1 protein-coding gene is annotated in these 17975 nt (G+C 57.5%); it reads right to left on the bottom strand.

The annotated features are described in order from the left end of the window. Nucleotides 1-61: 61 nt before the first annotated feature. Nucleotides 62-17941 carry a tandem-95 repeat protein gene (locus Poly51_RS24280; protein ID WP_146460983.1) on the bottom strand — a complete coding sequence of 5960 codons (17880 nt, stop codon included), beginning with the start codon at nucleotides 17939-17941 and terminating at the stop codon, nucleotides 62-64. Between the last annotated feature and the right edge of the window lie 34 nt (nucleotides 17942-17975).

Below are 17975 nucleotides of genomic sequence, written 5' to 3'. Positions count from 1 at the left end.
TCCGTCAGGGCGAGTGCCGGGCGTCATTGCCGGGCAGTCGTTCGAACTTCGCGCGACGAACTCAATCCAGGTCGAGTCCATCCACGGTAAATTCGTCCCACATCGTCGCCAGTGCTTCGTCAACGCTTTCGGGTTGGCCGTCACTGTTGCGTTCGGATTGAACGGCTAGTACTGCTTCTTCCGTCTTTGCGGACGCGATCTCGAAGCCGGCGGCCAGCACTGCGTCATGCGGATCAGCTTCATCGAGGGGCGAATCATTGACGTCGAATTCAAACGTCGATGGTCCGGTCCACGCGATCGGTTGTCCCACCAGTCCGGCGGACGATGCCGATGCAACACTGGTCGTTACTGCCGCGGCCAAGGTGCCCGAATCGGCAATTGACTCTCCGCCAACCAACTCTCGCGACGAGTTGTTGATCCGGCTGAGTTGATTGATGACCTTGAGCGCGTCAGCGGCGGATACTCGACCGTCGCCGTTGGTGTCGTAATAGTCCGGCGGCGGGGCACCAATCGAGCTGACCGGGACGAAGCTGGCACCGTCAAGGCTTCGGCTTAGGTAGTTGATCACACGCAACGCGTCGATTGCCGAGATGACGCCGTCGGCGTTGACGTCTTCGGACAAGTCGGCGAGCGGGTTTTGGTATTGCGATTGGTTCAGGGTGAAGTTCACCGTGACCAAATTGCTGAATCGACCTGTCGAGTCTGCGACTCGGTAAGTGAACGAGTCAGCATCGCCGACGGTTCCATCCAGGCTTTCGTAGGTGAACGTGCCGTCGGTGTTCAATTGCAGGCTTCCACGCGTCGGTCCGACGACGTTGTTTATATCGATCGTGATCGCATCACCATCGGCGTCGACGTCGTTGCGAAGCAGTCCGGCTGATGGATTGACGATTTGCAATCGACCACCCACGGGAACGTTGTAACCGTCTGCGGTTGCGACCGGTGCATCCGGAACCGCAGCCACATTAAGCGTGAACGAGTCGCTGACGCGGAACGATCCATCGGTGGCCGAGATTTCGATTTCGACGCTGCCCGATTGATCGGGTTTGAGCGTGATTCGCAACTCGTTACCGACGGGAACGATCGAACTGACCAGCGGGTGAGCAGCGATTTGCGCGGTGGTCGGATTGATAATGTTACCGAGCCGAGCGACCGCATACGTGAGCGATTCGTCGGTATCTGGATCGGCAAACACACCACCCAGGTCCGCGATGACTACCTGATCCTCGACGCCGGCAAGCGGGTCGAGCGTCCCGATGACTCGGGGTGGATCGGGCGTGTTAACTACGTCGACCTTAATTTGCGGTGCAACCGAAGCGCCGCTGGTGTCGGTTGCCGTTACCGTTAGCGTTGCTTTGCCGAACGCAAACGGTGGGTATTCCAAGACCAACGTCGATCCCGTCAAGGTTGGCAGCACGATCAACGGGTTGCTGGACGTTACGGAGAATATCAGCGTGTCGCTTTCGGGATCACTGAACCAAGTCGTCAGATCATAGGTGACCGTTTCGGCTTGCGTCTTGCTTTCGTCGCGAGTGATCGACTCGGCGTTAATGTCTCCATTGATTCCGATGAACGCGGGACCGTTGTTGACACCGCCCACGTTGACCGAAACGACTCCGGTCGCGATCGCACCCAAGTTGTCGGCAACCGAATACTGGAAGATATCGACACCGCTGAACAATCGTGGCGGAACATATCGCAAGTTGTTGCCATCGAGAGTGATTGTTCCCCCGTCGGAACTGGTGATCGGGAACTGAGTCGTGACCAACGAAATCGTTTGGCCGGCGGCGACTTCGTCATCGGGACCGGGGCGATCGTTATCCAATACACCCGCTGTGGTACCGCTGAGCGTGATCGGGATCAACAACGCCACGTCTTCCTCGCCGACGTAGTTGTCCGGCGCGGTGCGAGGCGCGTCGTTGACGCTTTGGAAGGTGATGGTCACTGTTCCAAGTTTGGTCGCTACTTCGCTGGTTTGACCGGCACCCGGTACGTCCGCGACGGTGTAATTGAACGTGTCGGGCACCGAACCGTTGTAATCGACCGGTGGAGTGTAAACGACGCTCAGTCCGTCGCTAGCTTTCGAGAGTCGGCCGCCCAACGTGGTCAGGTTCACGCCGCGTGAACTCGAAACCGACTGGATGATCAGCGGTTGGCCAGTTTCGTTGGCGGGTCCGGAGGTGTAATTGTTCGCAATCAGACCTGGGCGAACGATTCCATCGACCGTCGTATCCGCGGCGGCGAACGTTTGAATTTCGTCTTCCAGGATCGATCGAGTCACGATCACGTTTGTCGATGTAGCGACCGGCGGATCATTGATCGGCGAAACGGTAATCGTGACCGAAATGGGTCGCGAATTGACTAGTTGTGAACTGGCGTCGAGCGGTTGGACGTCACTGACACGCGCCGAGAAATTGACCGTGCCGTTGAAGTTGGTTACCGGCGTGAACGTGAAGGTTCCGTCGCTGAACAGATTCAATTCACCGGCCGGGCTTCCGCTCGGTGTCAACAGTGTTCGGATTCCAACGTCTTCGCTGAAGATTGCGACATCGTTACCGTCGTTGTCCACCACGCCCGCCAACAAACCGTTGTCGTTCGCGGCAGTCGTCAGAACGCCGTTACCATCGAGTGCCTGAAGCGTGCGGTCTTCGTCGACGGTGAACGACCGATTGAAGTCCGAGATCGTTGGCGGCAGACCTGGCAGCAACGTCAACGCGTAATCTTCGACTTCACCCGAAAGTGCCAAGCCGGTTGGGGCCAAGCCGCCCTCACGCGATACTCGGAATCGAGCGTACGTGTTCGTTGGCGACGGTGGTACCGGCGCTGTTGAAGGAACCACGATACAGAACGTTCGCGTGCTTGCGGCGCCTGTGTCTGCAAAAATGTTCGACGCCGTGTCGGTCAGGTTGACCGGGCACAGTTCGGCTCGTCGAGCGTCGTTGGTCGCGTTGGAGACCATAGGGATCACTTGTTCCCCTGGATCATCCCAGTCACCGTCGGCATTGAAGTCGATCCAGGCTTCCAAGATTCCGGAACCGGTGACTTGGACTTCGATCGGAAGTGCGACGCCTCGGTTGAGGACTCCCAGCGGATTCGTGTCGCTGGTGAACGAGACACCGTCTTCGTCGTCGGCACTGACCACGACCGTGGCGCTGGTCGACCGAACGGATGCCGGACGCAACGGGCTGTCGTCGATGGCCGCCAAGATTGCGGCCGTGATCGAAGCGGGCGAAGTCGGATCGGCCGGCGTGATGGCGAAGTTGTCTTCGTCGAATCGGCCGTTGAGATCCAATTCTAACGTGGCCGTCGTTGTTCCCGTATCGATGGTGATCGTGTCGCCATCGCGAGTCGTCGGGTCAACCGAACCGGATTGCACAACGATTTGCAAATCACCGTTGACGATCGTGACGCCAAACAACGTACCGGTGCTAGAACCAAAGATTCGTGTGTCGTCCCCGTTCGCGGCCGCACTGGGCGAACCATCGGAATCGGCATCGATGAAGCTTCCCAAGAACAACTGGTTGTCCACAACGTGGCGCGGACCATTGTTGATATTCAACGTTGGGTATCGGCCAGCAACGCCAGCGACCGGATCCGGTGCGTCACCATAATCCAGGCCGACGGTCGGCATCAGAATCGTGAACTGCGTCGTTTGGTCGGCGCGGTTGGGTTCCAAGGGGTTGCCCGCCAAGTCGGCGATGGCCGGCAATGCGTAGTTGGAAATCGGGCCGACGAACGATACCCCACCGGAAACAAAGAATGTGTCACCGCCACGGTTTTCCGCCGACAAGGTGGTCACGGCGTTTTGACCGGGCGTGTTGACGCTGTTGATCGCATTGATCAAAGCCTGTTTCACTTCGCCGGCACTGAAGGCGGGCGAGATGCGTACGGGTGTTGCACCGCCGGGTACGCCGACCAAATTCAATGTCGGAGCCTGGGAAACGTCGATGACCGTTCCCGGTTGGTCGTTCAAGTTAACGCGACCGGTCGGATTGCCAGCCGTGTCGAGTTCGGCAACCGCACTGACTTGCAGTGTGCCCTTGTTGTTGTTGATCGCCGCCGCAAGGCTGACCGCGACATCGCCGACGGTGCTGCCCGGTTGGAAGGCGACTTGAACATTGCCAGCCTGAGTTCCACCGCCACCCACGGCAGCTTCGAATTCGAACGTGACTTGCGTGGTTCCTTGACGGATCGACAACGTTTCACCGTCACGGACGATGCCGCGTCGAACGGAAGCACCGCTCAGTCCGGGGATCACGATCGTCGGGTCGACTGGGTCGATAAAGCCGTTCAGGTTGACACGGTTCGATGCGATGCGGCCGAGCGAAACTTGACCCACACCATTGTTGACGGCCGTGATTCCAAGGCCGGCACCGTTGATCGCGGTGACCAACGTGTTGGCCACAATATCAACCGTGCTGAACGAATCGAAGTTGATGACGACGTCGGTAATCGCGTTGGCAGGGTTCGCGTCGACGTTGTTTTTGAATTCAAAGACGACATCGTTGCCGGCATCGTCTTGCAAGACCAAGACGCTTCCCGTCACGATGCCACCACCGCCGACCAATGGCAGGCTTAGCAGCAACGGACCAAACACTTCGACGGTCGAAGCCCCCGTTACCGAAGGCGAACCGCTGAGCTCTAGCGAGTTGCCGACCAGGCTGACGCCGAGACCTTCTTGACCACCGATGGTGACCAATCCGCCCGCGACGGGGTTGACGTCATCCAATGGCAAACCGGCAATGGGCGGCAACGCACGAATGGCATTGGCGATCCGACCGGCAAGTTCATCGGCCGTTGTCGTGCGATCGATGTTGACGGGCACGTTCGTGATCGCCGTCACGCCATCGTTGACGATGTTGCCATCGACATCGCGTTCATCGGTACGATTGATTTCTAGAATCGATGCCGCCGCACCGTCGGTCGGTGTGATCACGATCGTATCGCCATCGTTAGCCGTGCGGCTGATTCCGACCACGGCCAATTGACCGCCGGCGACTGATGCGGATCCGCGAACCGGCAGATTCAAGTACACCGACACGCCATCATTCTGGACGGACGTGTCCAATCCCAAAGTGGACGCATTGATTGCGTCGCGTGTCAGCGTCGCAATGACCGCAGCGTTCATGCCCGCGGTAACGGGAATGGCTACGGCGGTCGGGTTGGTCCGCACGTTGTTCGTATCGAATTCAAAGGTAACCGCTCGGTTGCCGTTGTTGATCGTGAACTGGTTTCCGTCTTGGATACCCAATGGGCTGACACCCGCGACGGGGACTCGCAGAGCCAACGTTCGGGCCGCTTGGTCCAACCCGCTGCTGTCGGTGCTAGCGGTCGTTCCCGGTTCACCACCGACGATCACGGTCTTACCAATCACGCGAACATCGACGTCAAGTTCGCCACCCTGCGTGACGGTTTGCGACACAATCGCATCGCGAATGTTTTGCGCGATGTCAGCCAAAAATGCCGTCAAGAGTGTCGGGTCGGTCGGCGTTTGTTCGGTTGGCAATGTGATCGGCACCGAACCAGGAAGCGTTACCGAATCGCTATTGAATTCGAAAACGATTACGGGATTCGTACCGTCGTTGATGCGGAAGATGTCACCGTCGCGAAGTCCACCGGCGTTTGTGCCGACGTCCGGAACGATCAACGTGATCGTTTCGGGAACAGTCAGTTCAAAACCGGACTCAAATTCGAATGCCAGCGTTCCGCCATTGGTGTCGGTGATTAGCAGTTGATCGCCATCACTGATCAGACTCGGATCCGATGCAACCAACACCGTTCGATCTTGGTTATTCAGCGAGATTCGGTACGAACGATCGTTTTGCCAAATGCCGGCCAGCGGTGTCAGCGTGATGACGTTTTGAGTCTCGTCATAGCTGAACGTGTAGTCGACGCCTTCGGTCAACAACTTTTCGTCTTCAAATACTGTGACGTTTGCACCCGATGGTCGCAGATCAGCGATCGAGGGAACGACAACGGTGTCATCGTCGATGCCAAGGCCGCTGAACGGATCGGACGAATCCCCGGTGTCCCGAAGTTGGATTCGGAATTCGCGATAGATTCCGCTGGCAAGGCGCAGGAACCCGGTCGACGGATCGATGTCGACGCCTTCGGCGTCGTTATCCAACGGCACGTTGATGATTGCCGCCGGTCCGACGAAGTCGGCCAGTTCGTTGGATCCACGATCCTTGAACACTTGGCTTCCCAAACCGCCGGGAGGTGCCACGTCGGGATTGTCCGCACGCAGAACGCCGTTGACGTCACGATCGGGAGCCAACACGTTGCTGACGGGCAAACCCACCGATCGTAACAGGCCTGCCAATCGATCACGTTCGGTGAGCGAATTGACCGAGCTGTCGATGACGACCGAGTTAGACGACGGCAAGAAGTTGCCACCCTCTGGATTGACGAACAATGGATCGTCGTTGCCAAGAGTGATGTTGAAGTCGTCGGTTCCGCCGTTGACGTTGCTGGGGCCGGGAGTGATCCCGATATTGCCGTTGTTGACGAACGGTTGCGTCATTTGTTGACGGAAAACATTGTTCGCCGTTTCAATGTGTTGGAACACATTGGCCGTCACAACCGAGATGGCTGGTTTCGGATGCACGTTGGGGTTGTTGTTGGTGACGTTAAAGAAACCGGTGAAAGTCGCGTACTCGTCGACGAAGCCTTGGTGCAGATTCGAGAAGACGTTGTTGACGACCGTACCGCTGCTGCCGCCGGTCAGGAGAATGCCCGTTTCGGGTAGCAGTTGATCGATGTTTAAACCCTCAGCCGGGTCCAGACGCAATCCGGCCGCCGCAGCTTCGGGACTGATCGTGATGTTCGCAGCCCGTTCGACCAAGACATACAATTCGGACACGCCCGATCCGAGCGTCGATGTTCCGGCGAAGCCGCCCGAACCGACTTGCGCCAGCGTACGGTTGTGACCGAACGAAGTATTAAAATCGCCGGTCAGTGGGAAGGTTCGCAAGCCCGTACTGTTGCCTTCGATACCGCCAAGCGAGGTTGCAAGCACGGCGCCCAAAGGTCCCGATGCACCGTCGGGCCCGTTAGCGAATTCGTCGTTCGGTAGCGGAGGGTTGGGCAGTCCAGCATTTCGTGCAAACGCATCGCCGCTGATCGCGTAAGCAATCGCTTGAACAACATCCGCAACACGGAACTCGTTGTTTCCTTGCAACGGAACGTTCACGATGATTTCGCCGCTCGGATCGGTGAACGTTCGACCGCCTTGTCCGTTGGTGAACTCGAACTGTTGGATGTTCGTCGTCGCCCCGTTTGCGCCAGGATTCTGAAGGTCATTGACTTGCGTCACCGAGAATCGAGTACCGTAAAAATCGGCGACCTGAATACCCGTATTGGCACCCGGGAATCGAGTGTTACTTCCGTTGTCGACCGACATCACGAAGGTACGCGGCGCGATGTTGCTGATCGCGATGTCGTAGTCGCCTGCGGGGCCGTTACCGACTGCGCGACCCGACGTGGAAAGCGCGTCGTAGGTGTCGTTTCCGTCCGAAGAAATACCGATGAAATATGTGCCGGTCAACAGCGCCCTGAAGTCAAGGTAAGCGTCCTCGGTTCGACCAATGGCCGAATCGAACGTCAGTGGGTCTGCGCTGGTTTCCAGGTAGTCCGGCGCTGAACCGCTGCGATTGATGGCGACTTCGGTGCCGCTGGAATCGAACAAGCGAATTGTGGTGTTTGGTCCGCCGGCGACCGTATCAATGTCAACGGTCAAGCGGTCGCCCACAACAAGATCAACGCGGTACATATCAACGTCCGCGGTCGCTGCCGAAACACTAACCGAATCACCGATGGTACCGGACTTCGTGAATGGTCCGCTGTGTCCCGAGCCGAGTCGTGTATCGACGGCTTGGAACAAAACATCGTTGGGTTCGGTCAACGGGTTGCCGCTGAATCGCGACGCTGTTCCGTCATTTCCGTAAATCGTGTTGTTGACGATTCGGGTGACCGGCTGTGGTGCATCGTGAACAGGTGCCAGATACGCAGTGAACGGATTCAAGAACGGGACCGGCGGCGGGTTGAAGCCTGCCGACGAGAACTGAATATTCGTTGCGCCTTCGATATAGACCGCCGAATCGGTTGCCAGGAAGAAGTTGTTGAAGAAACCGAAGTCGTCGAAGAACGACGAGTCCGTACCCAGCAACGAAGTTCCCAACGTGGCCTTCACCAATGGTTGCAAACCATTGGTGACCAAAATGCTGCTGTTAATAGCATCATAAATCGCGAGCATCACTTCTTGACGCGTGTGTGCAACGCTTCGACCATTGTACGGGCCACCATCGTGACGGATGTAAATCGGCACGTGACCGTCATTGAATCCGTTGCCACCGATGGCGCCGCTTCCGCCGTCGGTCGTGCCGTCGCCGCCGATGTCTTCGAACTCGAAGACGACGCGCGTATCGGCCGCGTCGACGACCATCAGCAAACCATCGGAAATCAAATTGCCGAACAGGAACGCACCGAACACGTTGTCGCCGTCGCCCAGGTCAAAGGTGCTCGAATCGATCACGTACGGACGAATCTCGCCTTCAACTTTGATGCCGGCAAAACCTGCTTGATCGATCGTGTTGTTACGAATCACAAGTCCCGGTGTTTGCCCACCAATGACTTCGTTGTTGAGCGTTGGCAAGTTTCGGACGGCGCCGGGGTTTGTAACGCCTATCGGGTTCGAATCGATGTAGGTGCCCGTAGCATCTTCCGGATCAATGCCGCGGTTACCGGGTTCACTGAAGATACCTACCGCGCGGACGTTGCTGATTTTGTTGGAATCAACGATGAACTGACTTTGTGAACGAATGATATTCGAGTCACCTGTGCCACGATTGAAGATGACAGGCAGTCGGAACGCTCCGCCAGTCGGATCGAGCGGTAGATCCTCGGCCGGCAAATCATCGGGGCCGCTGATTTCGATGAAGTCGCCCAAAACGACGCCCGAAATCGCGATTTGGTTGTCACCAAATCCACCCGTCGCAGATCCCGTCGAATCCGAAGCTTGGATTTGAATCGTCGATCGGACCACTGACAAGTTGATCGCTGAGCGAATCGCGTCCGCGATTTCCGATTGGGTGCTGTCGATCGTGTACGGGATTCGGATGTTTCCAGGTGTGATTCCCGTTGCGGTGTTCAAGTCAAATTCGAAACGAACGTTTCGCACGCCGTCGCTAAGCGTGAACGTGTCACCGTCGTTGATCTGCATCGCATGCGGCGCAACGATGGTGGCGACTTCGCCCTGACGGGCGTTGGTGTCGAACGTCGAGTCGAGTTGGAATCCGAATGCGCTTGGCGTTCCGAACTCGGTTCCCGGTCGGACTTCCAATTGGTACTCACCGGCCTGGGTGAACGACGATCCACTGACGCCGACGTTGCCCAAGTCAGCGCCTGTGATCAGCTCGCCACGTTCGGCAAAACCGACCACGAAGTCGTCAAGGTACAAACCTTCACCGATCGCAGTCGCTGATCCGACGGTGTAGACAAATTCGACTTGGATGTCCGTGTGTCCGGCGAAAGCCGAAAGTGACGCGATTCCTTGACGCCAAAAGTTGCCCGACGTGTTGGCTTGGAATGTGACGTCGGTCAGAGTGCCGGCCGGGTTTTCGGCGCTGGTGACACGTAACGCGACCGTGTCGCCGACGCCCGGCGCATAGAAGTAGTTGAAGTAGAAACGCGGCAAGTCCGACGGAGCGTAACCCTTCAGGTCGAATGGAACACCGGTCATCGTGCCCGACGGTTCGCTTCGATCGAAGTGGTACGATTCGTTGCCAGGGTCCCCGCCACTATTGGCATGGTTTTCGACCGACACGTTCAACTCGTATGTGCCGCTGTCGGGTCGTTCCGCTGGATCAAGCGAGAAGGTGCCTGTGTCGGCATCGTATGCGGTTGCTTCCGGCGAGACGGCAACGAAGTAGGTGCCCGCAGCCAACCTGACTTCCAGGTACGGGTCCGCGGAAATGGTGGAGAAACCGAACGACGACTGGCTACCGAAGGCACCATCGGTGGTCCGGCTGGTACGACTGGTGGCTCCGGGAACCAATGCTCCCGTGATGTCAAACAGCTGCAGCTTCAAATCGACGCTGTTCGGATCGTCTTGCGTTGGGAAGTCGTCGGGCAGCGTATCGGGATCGCGGACGTTCGGATTGATGCCGCCGTCGACATCCAGGATGACCAACGAGCCATCCACCGCAACGTCGAATCGATAGATGTCGACGATTTCGTTCGGTGTAGTGCCGAAGACGGTGGTGTGGGGGATGAACTGTGACGTGTTGCGGAAGGAATCGCCGATGTTCGCGTCGTTTTGGAGACTCCAAAGTGGATCGATCGCATCTAGCGGCTGTGCGTTGAAGAACGAATCGTTGTTTCCAAAGACTTCGAATTGATCGCTTGCGGGATACAGATTGTTGAATCGCGATCCGTTGAACGTCTGGGTGCGTTGGTGGCCGGGGTCGGTGGCGCGTGCCGTCGTCACCGTCCATCCCGGATTGAGCGAGTCGCGATCAATGAATGCAGTGTCATTGCGAGGCGGAAGTGCCGTGGATCCACCGACTTCTTCGACGTGATCTTCGAACAATCGCAAGATCGACTCGATCGGTTCGCGGCGAGTCGTGATTGCCGTCAATGCATCCGCGGTGACGCCGTCGCCGACAACACCAACGTAGTAGGTGCCTTCGCTTAGCGAAACTGGACCGATCAGCGGGTCACCTGTCGATACCGATCCGCGGGTCAGAAGGTCGATCGAAGCACTGGCAACCGGTTGCGCTTGGTCATCAAGCACGTTGCTGTCTTCGCCGACGAAGACCAGTTGTGGCAGCAGTTCGCCGTCTTCGCCATCGGCGTCATAGAAGACAACCAACGTCGTATTGGGCCGGCTGAATCCGTCTGCGTAATCGATGTCAAAAATGGTGCTGGCTTGCAAGCCCGTGGACAACGCGCTATCAACATCGATTTGGTAAAAGTCGATGTCATTGCTGGTTGAGAGTGCCCCACCGACGCTGAACGACTTGTCTTTGCTGACCAACAAGTTGCCCAAGTACTGGGCTCGTGTCCCGTTGACGGAGTCGCTGGACAGAACCGAGTTGTTTGAGACGGGATTTCCGAACGTCCCGAACGAAGTCGCCCCGATCACTTCGTCTTCTTGTGCGTCACCCAACAGCGGTGACGTTGACAACATGCCACGAACGTGGATGCCGTTGTTGGCGTATCGGATGTCGGCGAAACGCACGACGCTGCCTGCGAACTCTTGTTCCTCGCGCAATCGTACTTGGAACCGGTATCCACCCTTGGTGATACCGCCGGTGCTGTCGCCTGGGTCCACCGAAGCACTTCGGACGCGGAAGAAGTAAACACTTCGTGTGCCTCGGTTGCCTGGTAAAGACAACGACAAACCAGCGTCTCGAAGGTTCATCGAACCAAAGTCTTCGTACAATCCACCGACGCCAAATTCCGTGAACGCGTCTGCACCACCTTGTAGCGAACCGACTGTGTTTGCCACCGAATCGGCAACACTTTGCAGTGGTGTACCCGCGACTTCGTCGAAGCTGTTGTCGCTTCTCGCAATCACATTGCCGTTGGCATCCAGAACTTCGATCACCGAGTCAAGCGTGTAGCTGGTCCTGTCCAGGTCGACCCAAATCCGCGTACCGGCTTCCGCCGTAAAGCTGTAGGTGTCGACGTCATTGAACGTGGTCAAGTAGCCTTCGACTTCGAAGCCCAGACGCAGTTGTTCGTCGCCGGACAGAACATTCGGTGCGATCGCACCTAGAACTTGCGCGTTGCCGATCGTTCCATTCAAACCGGGTGCGGTTTCCGACGTGATCGTTTTTTCAAGGATGTAATCGACGTTGCGGTCGTTGCTGTATTCGTCGAACAGGACGCTGCGCCAATTGTTGCCTTCGGGACGCGATCCGAAACTGTCACCGTTGTTGTCGGTGAATTGGCGTCCATCAGGTGTCAGTCCTGCTCCGACGGTGTCGTCAAAGAAGCTGGTCAAGACGACAGGCGTTCCCGGCAGACCAACGATTTGGATCGAGCCACCGACGCGATCTTCGATACTGGACAGAGTCCCTGTCGCTGTCAAACCGGTTCCGGATGTCGGGCTGAACGGTGAACCAGCGCCGGTCAGTTTGACCACCAAACTTTCGTCAGGTCGGCTGATCAAACGAAGACCGCCGGATGAATGCAGGTTGTTGACTTCGATCGCGTCGAACAACAGGTGAACGATATCGGTATCGTCCCAAACGCTTTCCGTCGACAGAGTGCCGCCACGGATTTCGAGTCCCGAAATTTGGCGAGAATTGACGTCGGTGGCTGCGACGTTTTGGTAGCGATTCAAACGAATCAGCGGACCGTAGTTGTTGTCCAACGCATCGAAGCGATCCAGAATGCCCGTTTGACGACCGAGGTCGACCAAACGATCGGAACTCATCGAATCGCTGTCGATGTCGATGATCGTACCGCGGTTATCGACAAAAGTGTTACCGACAATAGTGGGTTGCGAATCGCGAACAAAGATCGTTGCTTGGGTTACACCCAAACGGCCGAAACGGCCGACGGGACCGGCCCCGTCTTGCGCGTCTTCGTTGAATTCAAATCGGCCATTGGTGATTCGGCCACCGGCTTGTTGCAGCTCGAGCGCGGCAAAGCCGCGGCTCTGACCACCTTCAAGCAGGCTGACACCACCGCCGTAGGCGACTGTGGCGTGATCCAGGCTGACGAACGATGTCGGTGCGGCATAGATGCCGGACCAATCGCCACGGTTGGCGATCACTTCGCCCGCGGACGATCCGTTGTCGTTGTTGGTGTCGAAGGTGCCGCCGCTGCCGAACCGATCGTCGGCATAGCTAGTGAAGATGATCGGTGCAGCCGTGGTGCCTTCGGCAAGCAGTTGAACCCCTTGGCCCAATTCCAAACGCGATCCACGGAACTTCAATACCGTTCCCGGATCGATCACCAACGACGCGTCCAAGCGTCCTCGAATACCGGCTCGCGTCAAATCGAGCAGACCTTGCGATGCCGAGCCGTCGTCAACAAAGTTGCTGGCGTTAGCGTCCAGGTTTGCAACCAAGACGTATTGACCGTTGATCGGATTGAGTCGGTACAACCGCCGTGCGGTGTAGTCCGAATTCGTCGGTACGGGTTGTAGGTTCAGCAACTGGATCGATGAACTTGCCGGAACCGTCAACGCCGCCGACGGCGTGCTTGCCAGCGATTCGAAACCGTTTGCGTCGACGAACACCAGTCGATAGTTGTAGTTCCCCGCTGCGAGCGAACCGCCGGCGATGCGAGCCAGGGCTGTTGATGCCAAGTCGGGTTGGATGCCGTCTTGGATGGATCCGCCCGGCGTTCCGGATACGACTACATTTTCGGGGAAGTAGTGAACGACGTCGGTGTCATCGAAGCGACCCGCGATCGTCAATTCACGAGGCGGCGATCCAGGAGTCGTAACGACTCGAATGAACAGTCCGTTGATGCTGTTTTGAACGAGCACGTTGTCATAGATCGATGGCCCAACGCGCGAGTAGTCGGCCGTGAATGCGCCGGCCTGTTGGAATCGCGGTGATTGGAAACTCGTTTCTTCGAAACTGTCCGGCGATGCACTGATCGCGGCGTCCGCGGAGAAACTGATTTCGTTGAACGTGATGGTCGGACGCAGTTCAAAAATCTGGATCGGATTGACCAGCTGTTGCACCGAATCGATCAACAGGTTGCTGCCACCGCCGTATCGAATTTGTGCGTGATTGACTGTTTGCAGGAAGATACCTTCGTCTTCCAGATCCGCGCGACCTTCACTCTCGTCGAGGTCACGACGGAATACCAAACCGCCCCAATCGCCCGGCGCCGCTGCTCGACTGCCGCTGACCGTCGCAGCATTGGCGTCGCCATCGTTGATGCTGGTGAAGACGACGCTGCCGTCGCTGTAACCCGAAAGGATCGCATTCGTATCGCCTTGAAGGGACGAGGATACGACCGATCCCGATGGTGAAAGATTGACTAAGCGTGGCGTGCCAAGAACTTGCAGAGCACCGCCGCTGCGATCTTCCAACAATGTGCTGCTGCCGACACCGATACGAGCGCTGCGCAACTTGATGATCGCTCCGGCGTCGATCATCGTCGTAACACCTTGCGGGACTTCCAGATTGCGACCGTCTTCAAGCGTCAAGCCGCCCGTCACAGACACGCCTACGTTGTAGCTGAAATTATCAGCTTCGGTGGCGATGTTGTTGTCTTGTCCGCCGTTGCCGATGATGCGAACGATATCGCCCGACATTGCGGCGTCGAACGCGTTGGCGACGGCCGAATTGGCGATGTTGTTGAACGGAGCCGCCAGGCTTCCGTCGGCGTTCGGGCCAGCGGTCTTATCGACAAAAATATTGCGGCCCAGAATCGTCGCGCCGCGGAAATCATCCGAGGTCTCGATCGAACGTTCGCCGGTGAATTCCAAGCGGCTGCTGACCTGGGTCACGTTGACTCCCGTCGCGACAACCTGTCCGCGGATCGCTTGAGCTAGCGCGGTCGCCAACGATCCCGATGGAGTTTCAGCGCCGGTTGTTCCAGTGCTGTATGGAACGGCGATATTGCCGGGACGTGGCGATCCGCCATTGGCGACAAATTCGTACGTTCGCACCGTACCATTGGCGCCGACAATTCGAACCGTTTGTCCCGACGTCAGGCCTGAGCCGCTGCTGGTGAAATTGACTTGTCGATTTTCGGGGCGTGTTTGGAACCAGAAGTTCTTGACACCGCCGGGGGTGCCGTCGCCATCGCCGTCGATCGCTGTGCCGGGAACACCCGTGCGAGGGTTGTCCAAGTCGCGAATGACTTCGGTTTCGTCGACTTGCGGTTCAAACTTCAACTGCAATTCGTACTTGCCCTGGGTCAGACCGCCATAGCCACTGCCGGGGATCGTCGGATCGTACGTTTCGTTTCCGCTAGCGGCGACACCGACGTAATACGTGCCCGCGCCGAGGGTAGCGATGATGCGTGAATCTTCGCTGAAGTAATCGTCGTTGCGGCTGATTTGGGTCAAGCCACCGCCGCTCAACAGCGAGCGACCAATGGGCGCGTTGCTGGCGGCAACGTTGGTCGTCGGCGAACCGACGGCGATCATCGCGCGGACCAAGCTGCTGGCGAACGGGCTGCTGTTGATCGCCGAGACAATGTCGCTGACCGGCACCGATGTGATGGTCGCGTTGGCACGCGGCATATCAACGACGATGCCATTGGCAATGGGATTGCCGGCGTTGTCCAGTTTTTGAGTGATCCGAATCGCGCGGTCTGTGCCCGTGCGATCACTACGGATGTACTCGATCGAAACATTGTTCCCCAAGCGGCCGGCAGCCAACGCGTCGTAACGGACCGACAGCGAGTTACCGATACCAAAGTCCGACGTCGTTGACGCAGAAACCTCTTGGAACAATTGCAACGACGTGTCCAGCGTGCTGGAATCGGCAAGCCGTTCGGCAAACGTTTCGGCCGTTAGCGTACCGACTCGGTCCGCATCGTCCAGGTCGATCACGAAGCGATACAAGTCGACATCGACGCTATCGGGTCGGTGCAAGTATTGACCGTGCAGAATGTCGTAGTTACCAGGGAACGAAGGCTCGTTCCCCTTCAACTCTGCTTCCGAGGCCGAGTTGATCGTTTGGTTCAAGAAGCCCGAATTGAGCGACAGCAAAGTCTGTGCTGTCAAACCGGGGGCTTGTTCCAGTCCCAGCAACAAACCGATACCCGCGGTCGCTTTGCGAAGAAAGTCTTCACCGTATGCCGTGTTGAAGTCGGTCTGGTTGCTGAACACGATCGCCGAGTTTTCGAACGTTGGGTCGATTCGCAAGTTGGCGTTGAGCACGCCGTAGTTTTGCAACCGCGTATCGGGAACGGCATTCAATCGCGAGATATCGCCCAAAGCGAACGTGATCCCTTGATCAACCGTTTCGCGGAACTGCACACCGATCGACGTCGACCAAAGTCCGAGCGCCTCGCGGATGCGAGTTTTTTGCCGATCGTTGATTTGGTTCAAGAACGAATTGCCACCCGGGCCGGTCGCGAACACGCCGTTGAAGTTGTAGGAGATTTCAGTGATACCGTCGGTATCATCTGCGCCGTTATTCCCAAATGTGCTGTTGATGTACTGGACCAAACCGTTGCCAGCCACTTCGGGCAATTCCAGGCGGCCCGGGTCATCGTTGCCACCCAACAATTCAATCAAGAAGGGCTGAGGATCGATTGACTCTGCAAAGATTTTGCTTGTCAGTTGGTCCTGGCCGAAGACGCCGACGTCCAGCGCCGTGCCGAGCGTATCGCCGACCGCAACAAGTGCAAGCGGGGCGGCGCCGATAGCCTGTGCAGGTACGACAGTGCTGCCACCGCCGGACGCTCCATTGAGTCGGCTTGAAACCGTGATCACCGCATTGACGGCAGGCGTCGAAGCAACGATCGCTTGCAATTGGCTAACGGTTGCCGCTTGACCACCTAGGTTGAACACCACGTTACCGTTTGTGTCCAACGCAACCGACAAACCGGCCGTGCCCGAGTTGGTGAAGCGAATGGTTCGTCCCGACGCACCTTCGCCGACGGCACGATTCGTGAATTTGACCTGCAAGCCGGTAACGCCAAAATCGGTCGAGACCGAAGGCGCGACCGCGACGGTTTCGGGAACCAAAACCAGGTCGGTGCGATTGTCGACGGCCGTGCCGACTCGCAAACGGAACGTTCCGCCGCCAAGCGGGACGCCGGGCAATTCGTTGATGTCGGCCGCGAAGAACAGCCGCGCCGTGTGGGTGACCGGGTTGTAAACGACTTCACTTGGGAAGTAGATGGCATCGTCAACGGTGCTGACGCTGTCTTGCGTCAACAGCAGTTGATAGAACCGGGGATTCTCGGCTGATCGTTGGCTGGGCGTGCCTTTGATCTCGAACCGCGATCCCGTCGTTGTTTCGGAATTGAAGTTGAAGATTCCGTTCGGATTGCCTGCCGATACGGTTGCATTGAATTCGGACAGCGAGTTGATCGCGGTTGCCACCGCCGTGTAGGTCGAATTATTGGGATACACAACCGTTAAGGTGTTTGCCACCTTGTCGTGCGTGGCAGTCGCAACCGATGCCGACGTGCTAGGCAGGAAATTGATCTGGGTGTTGCTGAACGCGCGTTCGCTCAGATTCGCCGTCACGGTGATTTGCTGGGCGCCGATCTGGACGGTGCCTGTGGCGCCGGTGTCTTCGACGAACAACGGATCTTCATTGAAGTAAACGACGACTTCGTTTCGGTTTTGAACCAACGATCCATCAGCCAATCGAACCACGGGTTGCGGCACGACGGCTTCGATCAGCGCACCCAAACGCAGTTCGAAGTTCGTGACGGAAACACGTTGCCCGGTCGATCCCGGTTGAAACAATTCGCCCGCGTCGTTTCGTAGCGCCGTGATACCCAGGCCCGAATCGTCGAAGCCGAAGACTTCCGCTTTGTACTTGTCATTGGGAAGCGCATCGGCAAAACGCACAACGACTTCATTGGCCGCGTTGTCACCCAGCGTCACCAGTCCCGGTGTGATGGTGACGTCGTCGGACGATCCCAACAAACCGTCGGCACCGGCTCGCGTGACTCGGATACCGTCGAAGGTCGTCGGATCGATCGATTGCGTTTGATCGAAACGGAACGTCAACACATTCGGCGCCGTGTCGCGCACCGAACCGTTGACGATCAAATCGCCTTCGTTGGGCTGGATACCGATCAGTTGAGGACCGGCCAACAATTGCCGAGACTCCAACGTTTCAAGTATGTGCTGACGTCGCTTCTTGCGAGTCGGACGCGCCTTACCCGAACGCGATGCTTTCGCACCGTCGGGGCGTGATTGCGATGTGGACGAACCGTCTGCACGCGAAACATCGGAGTTGGATGCCGAAGTATTGAGTCGCTTCCGCGAGGTCATAGACCGAACCTTCAATGGGATGTCGCCGCCGATT

The organism is Rubripirellula tenax (assembly GCF_007860125.1).
GTDB lineage: Bacteria > Planctomycetota > Planctomycetia > Pirellulales > Pirellulaceae > Rubripirellula > Rubripirellula tenax.
The sequence above is the reverse complement of the archived record's forward strand: the minus strand, read 5'-3'. Positions and strand labels throughout refer to the sequence as shown.

Excerpts from the sequence above, each read along its gene's own strand:
- Poly51_RS24280 (WP_146460983.1), bottom strand. The coding sequence starts at position 17,941 with ATGACCTCGCGGAAGCGACTCAATACTTCGGCATCCAACTCCGATGTT.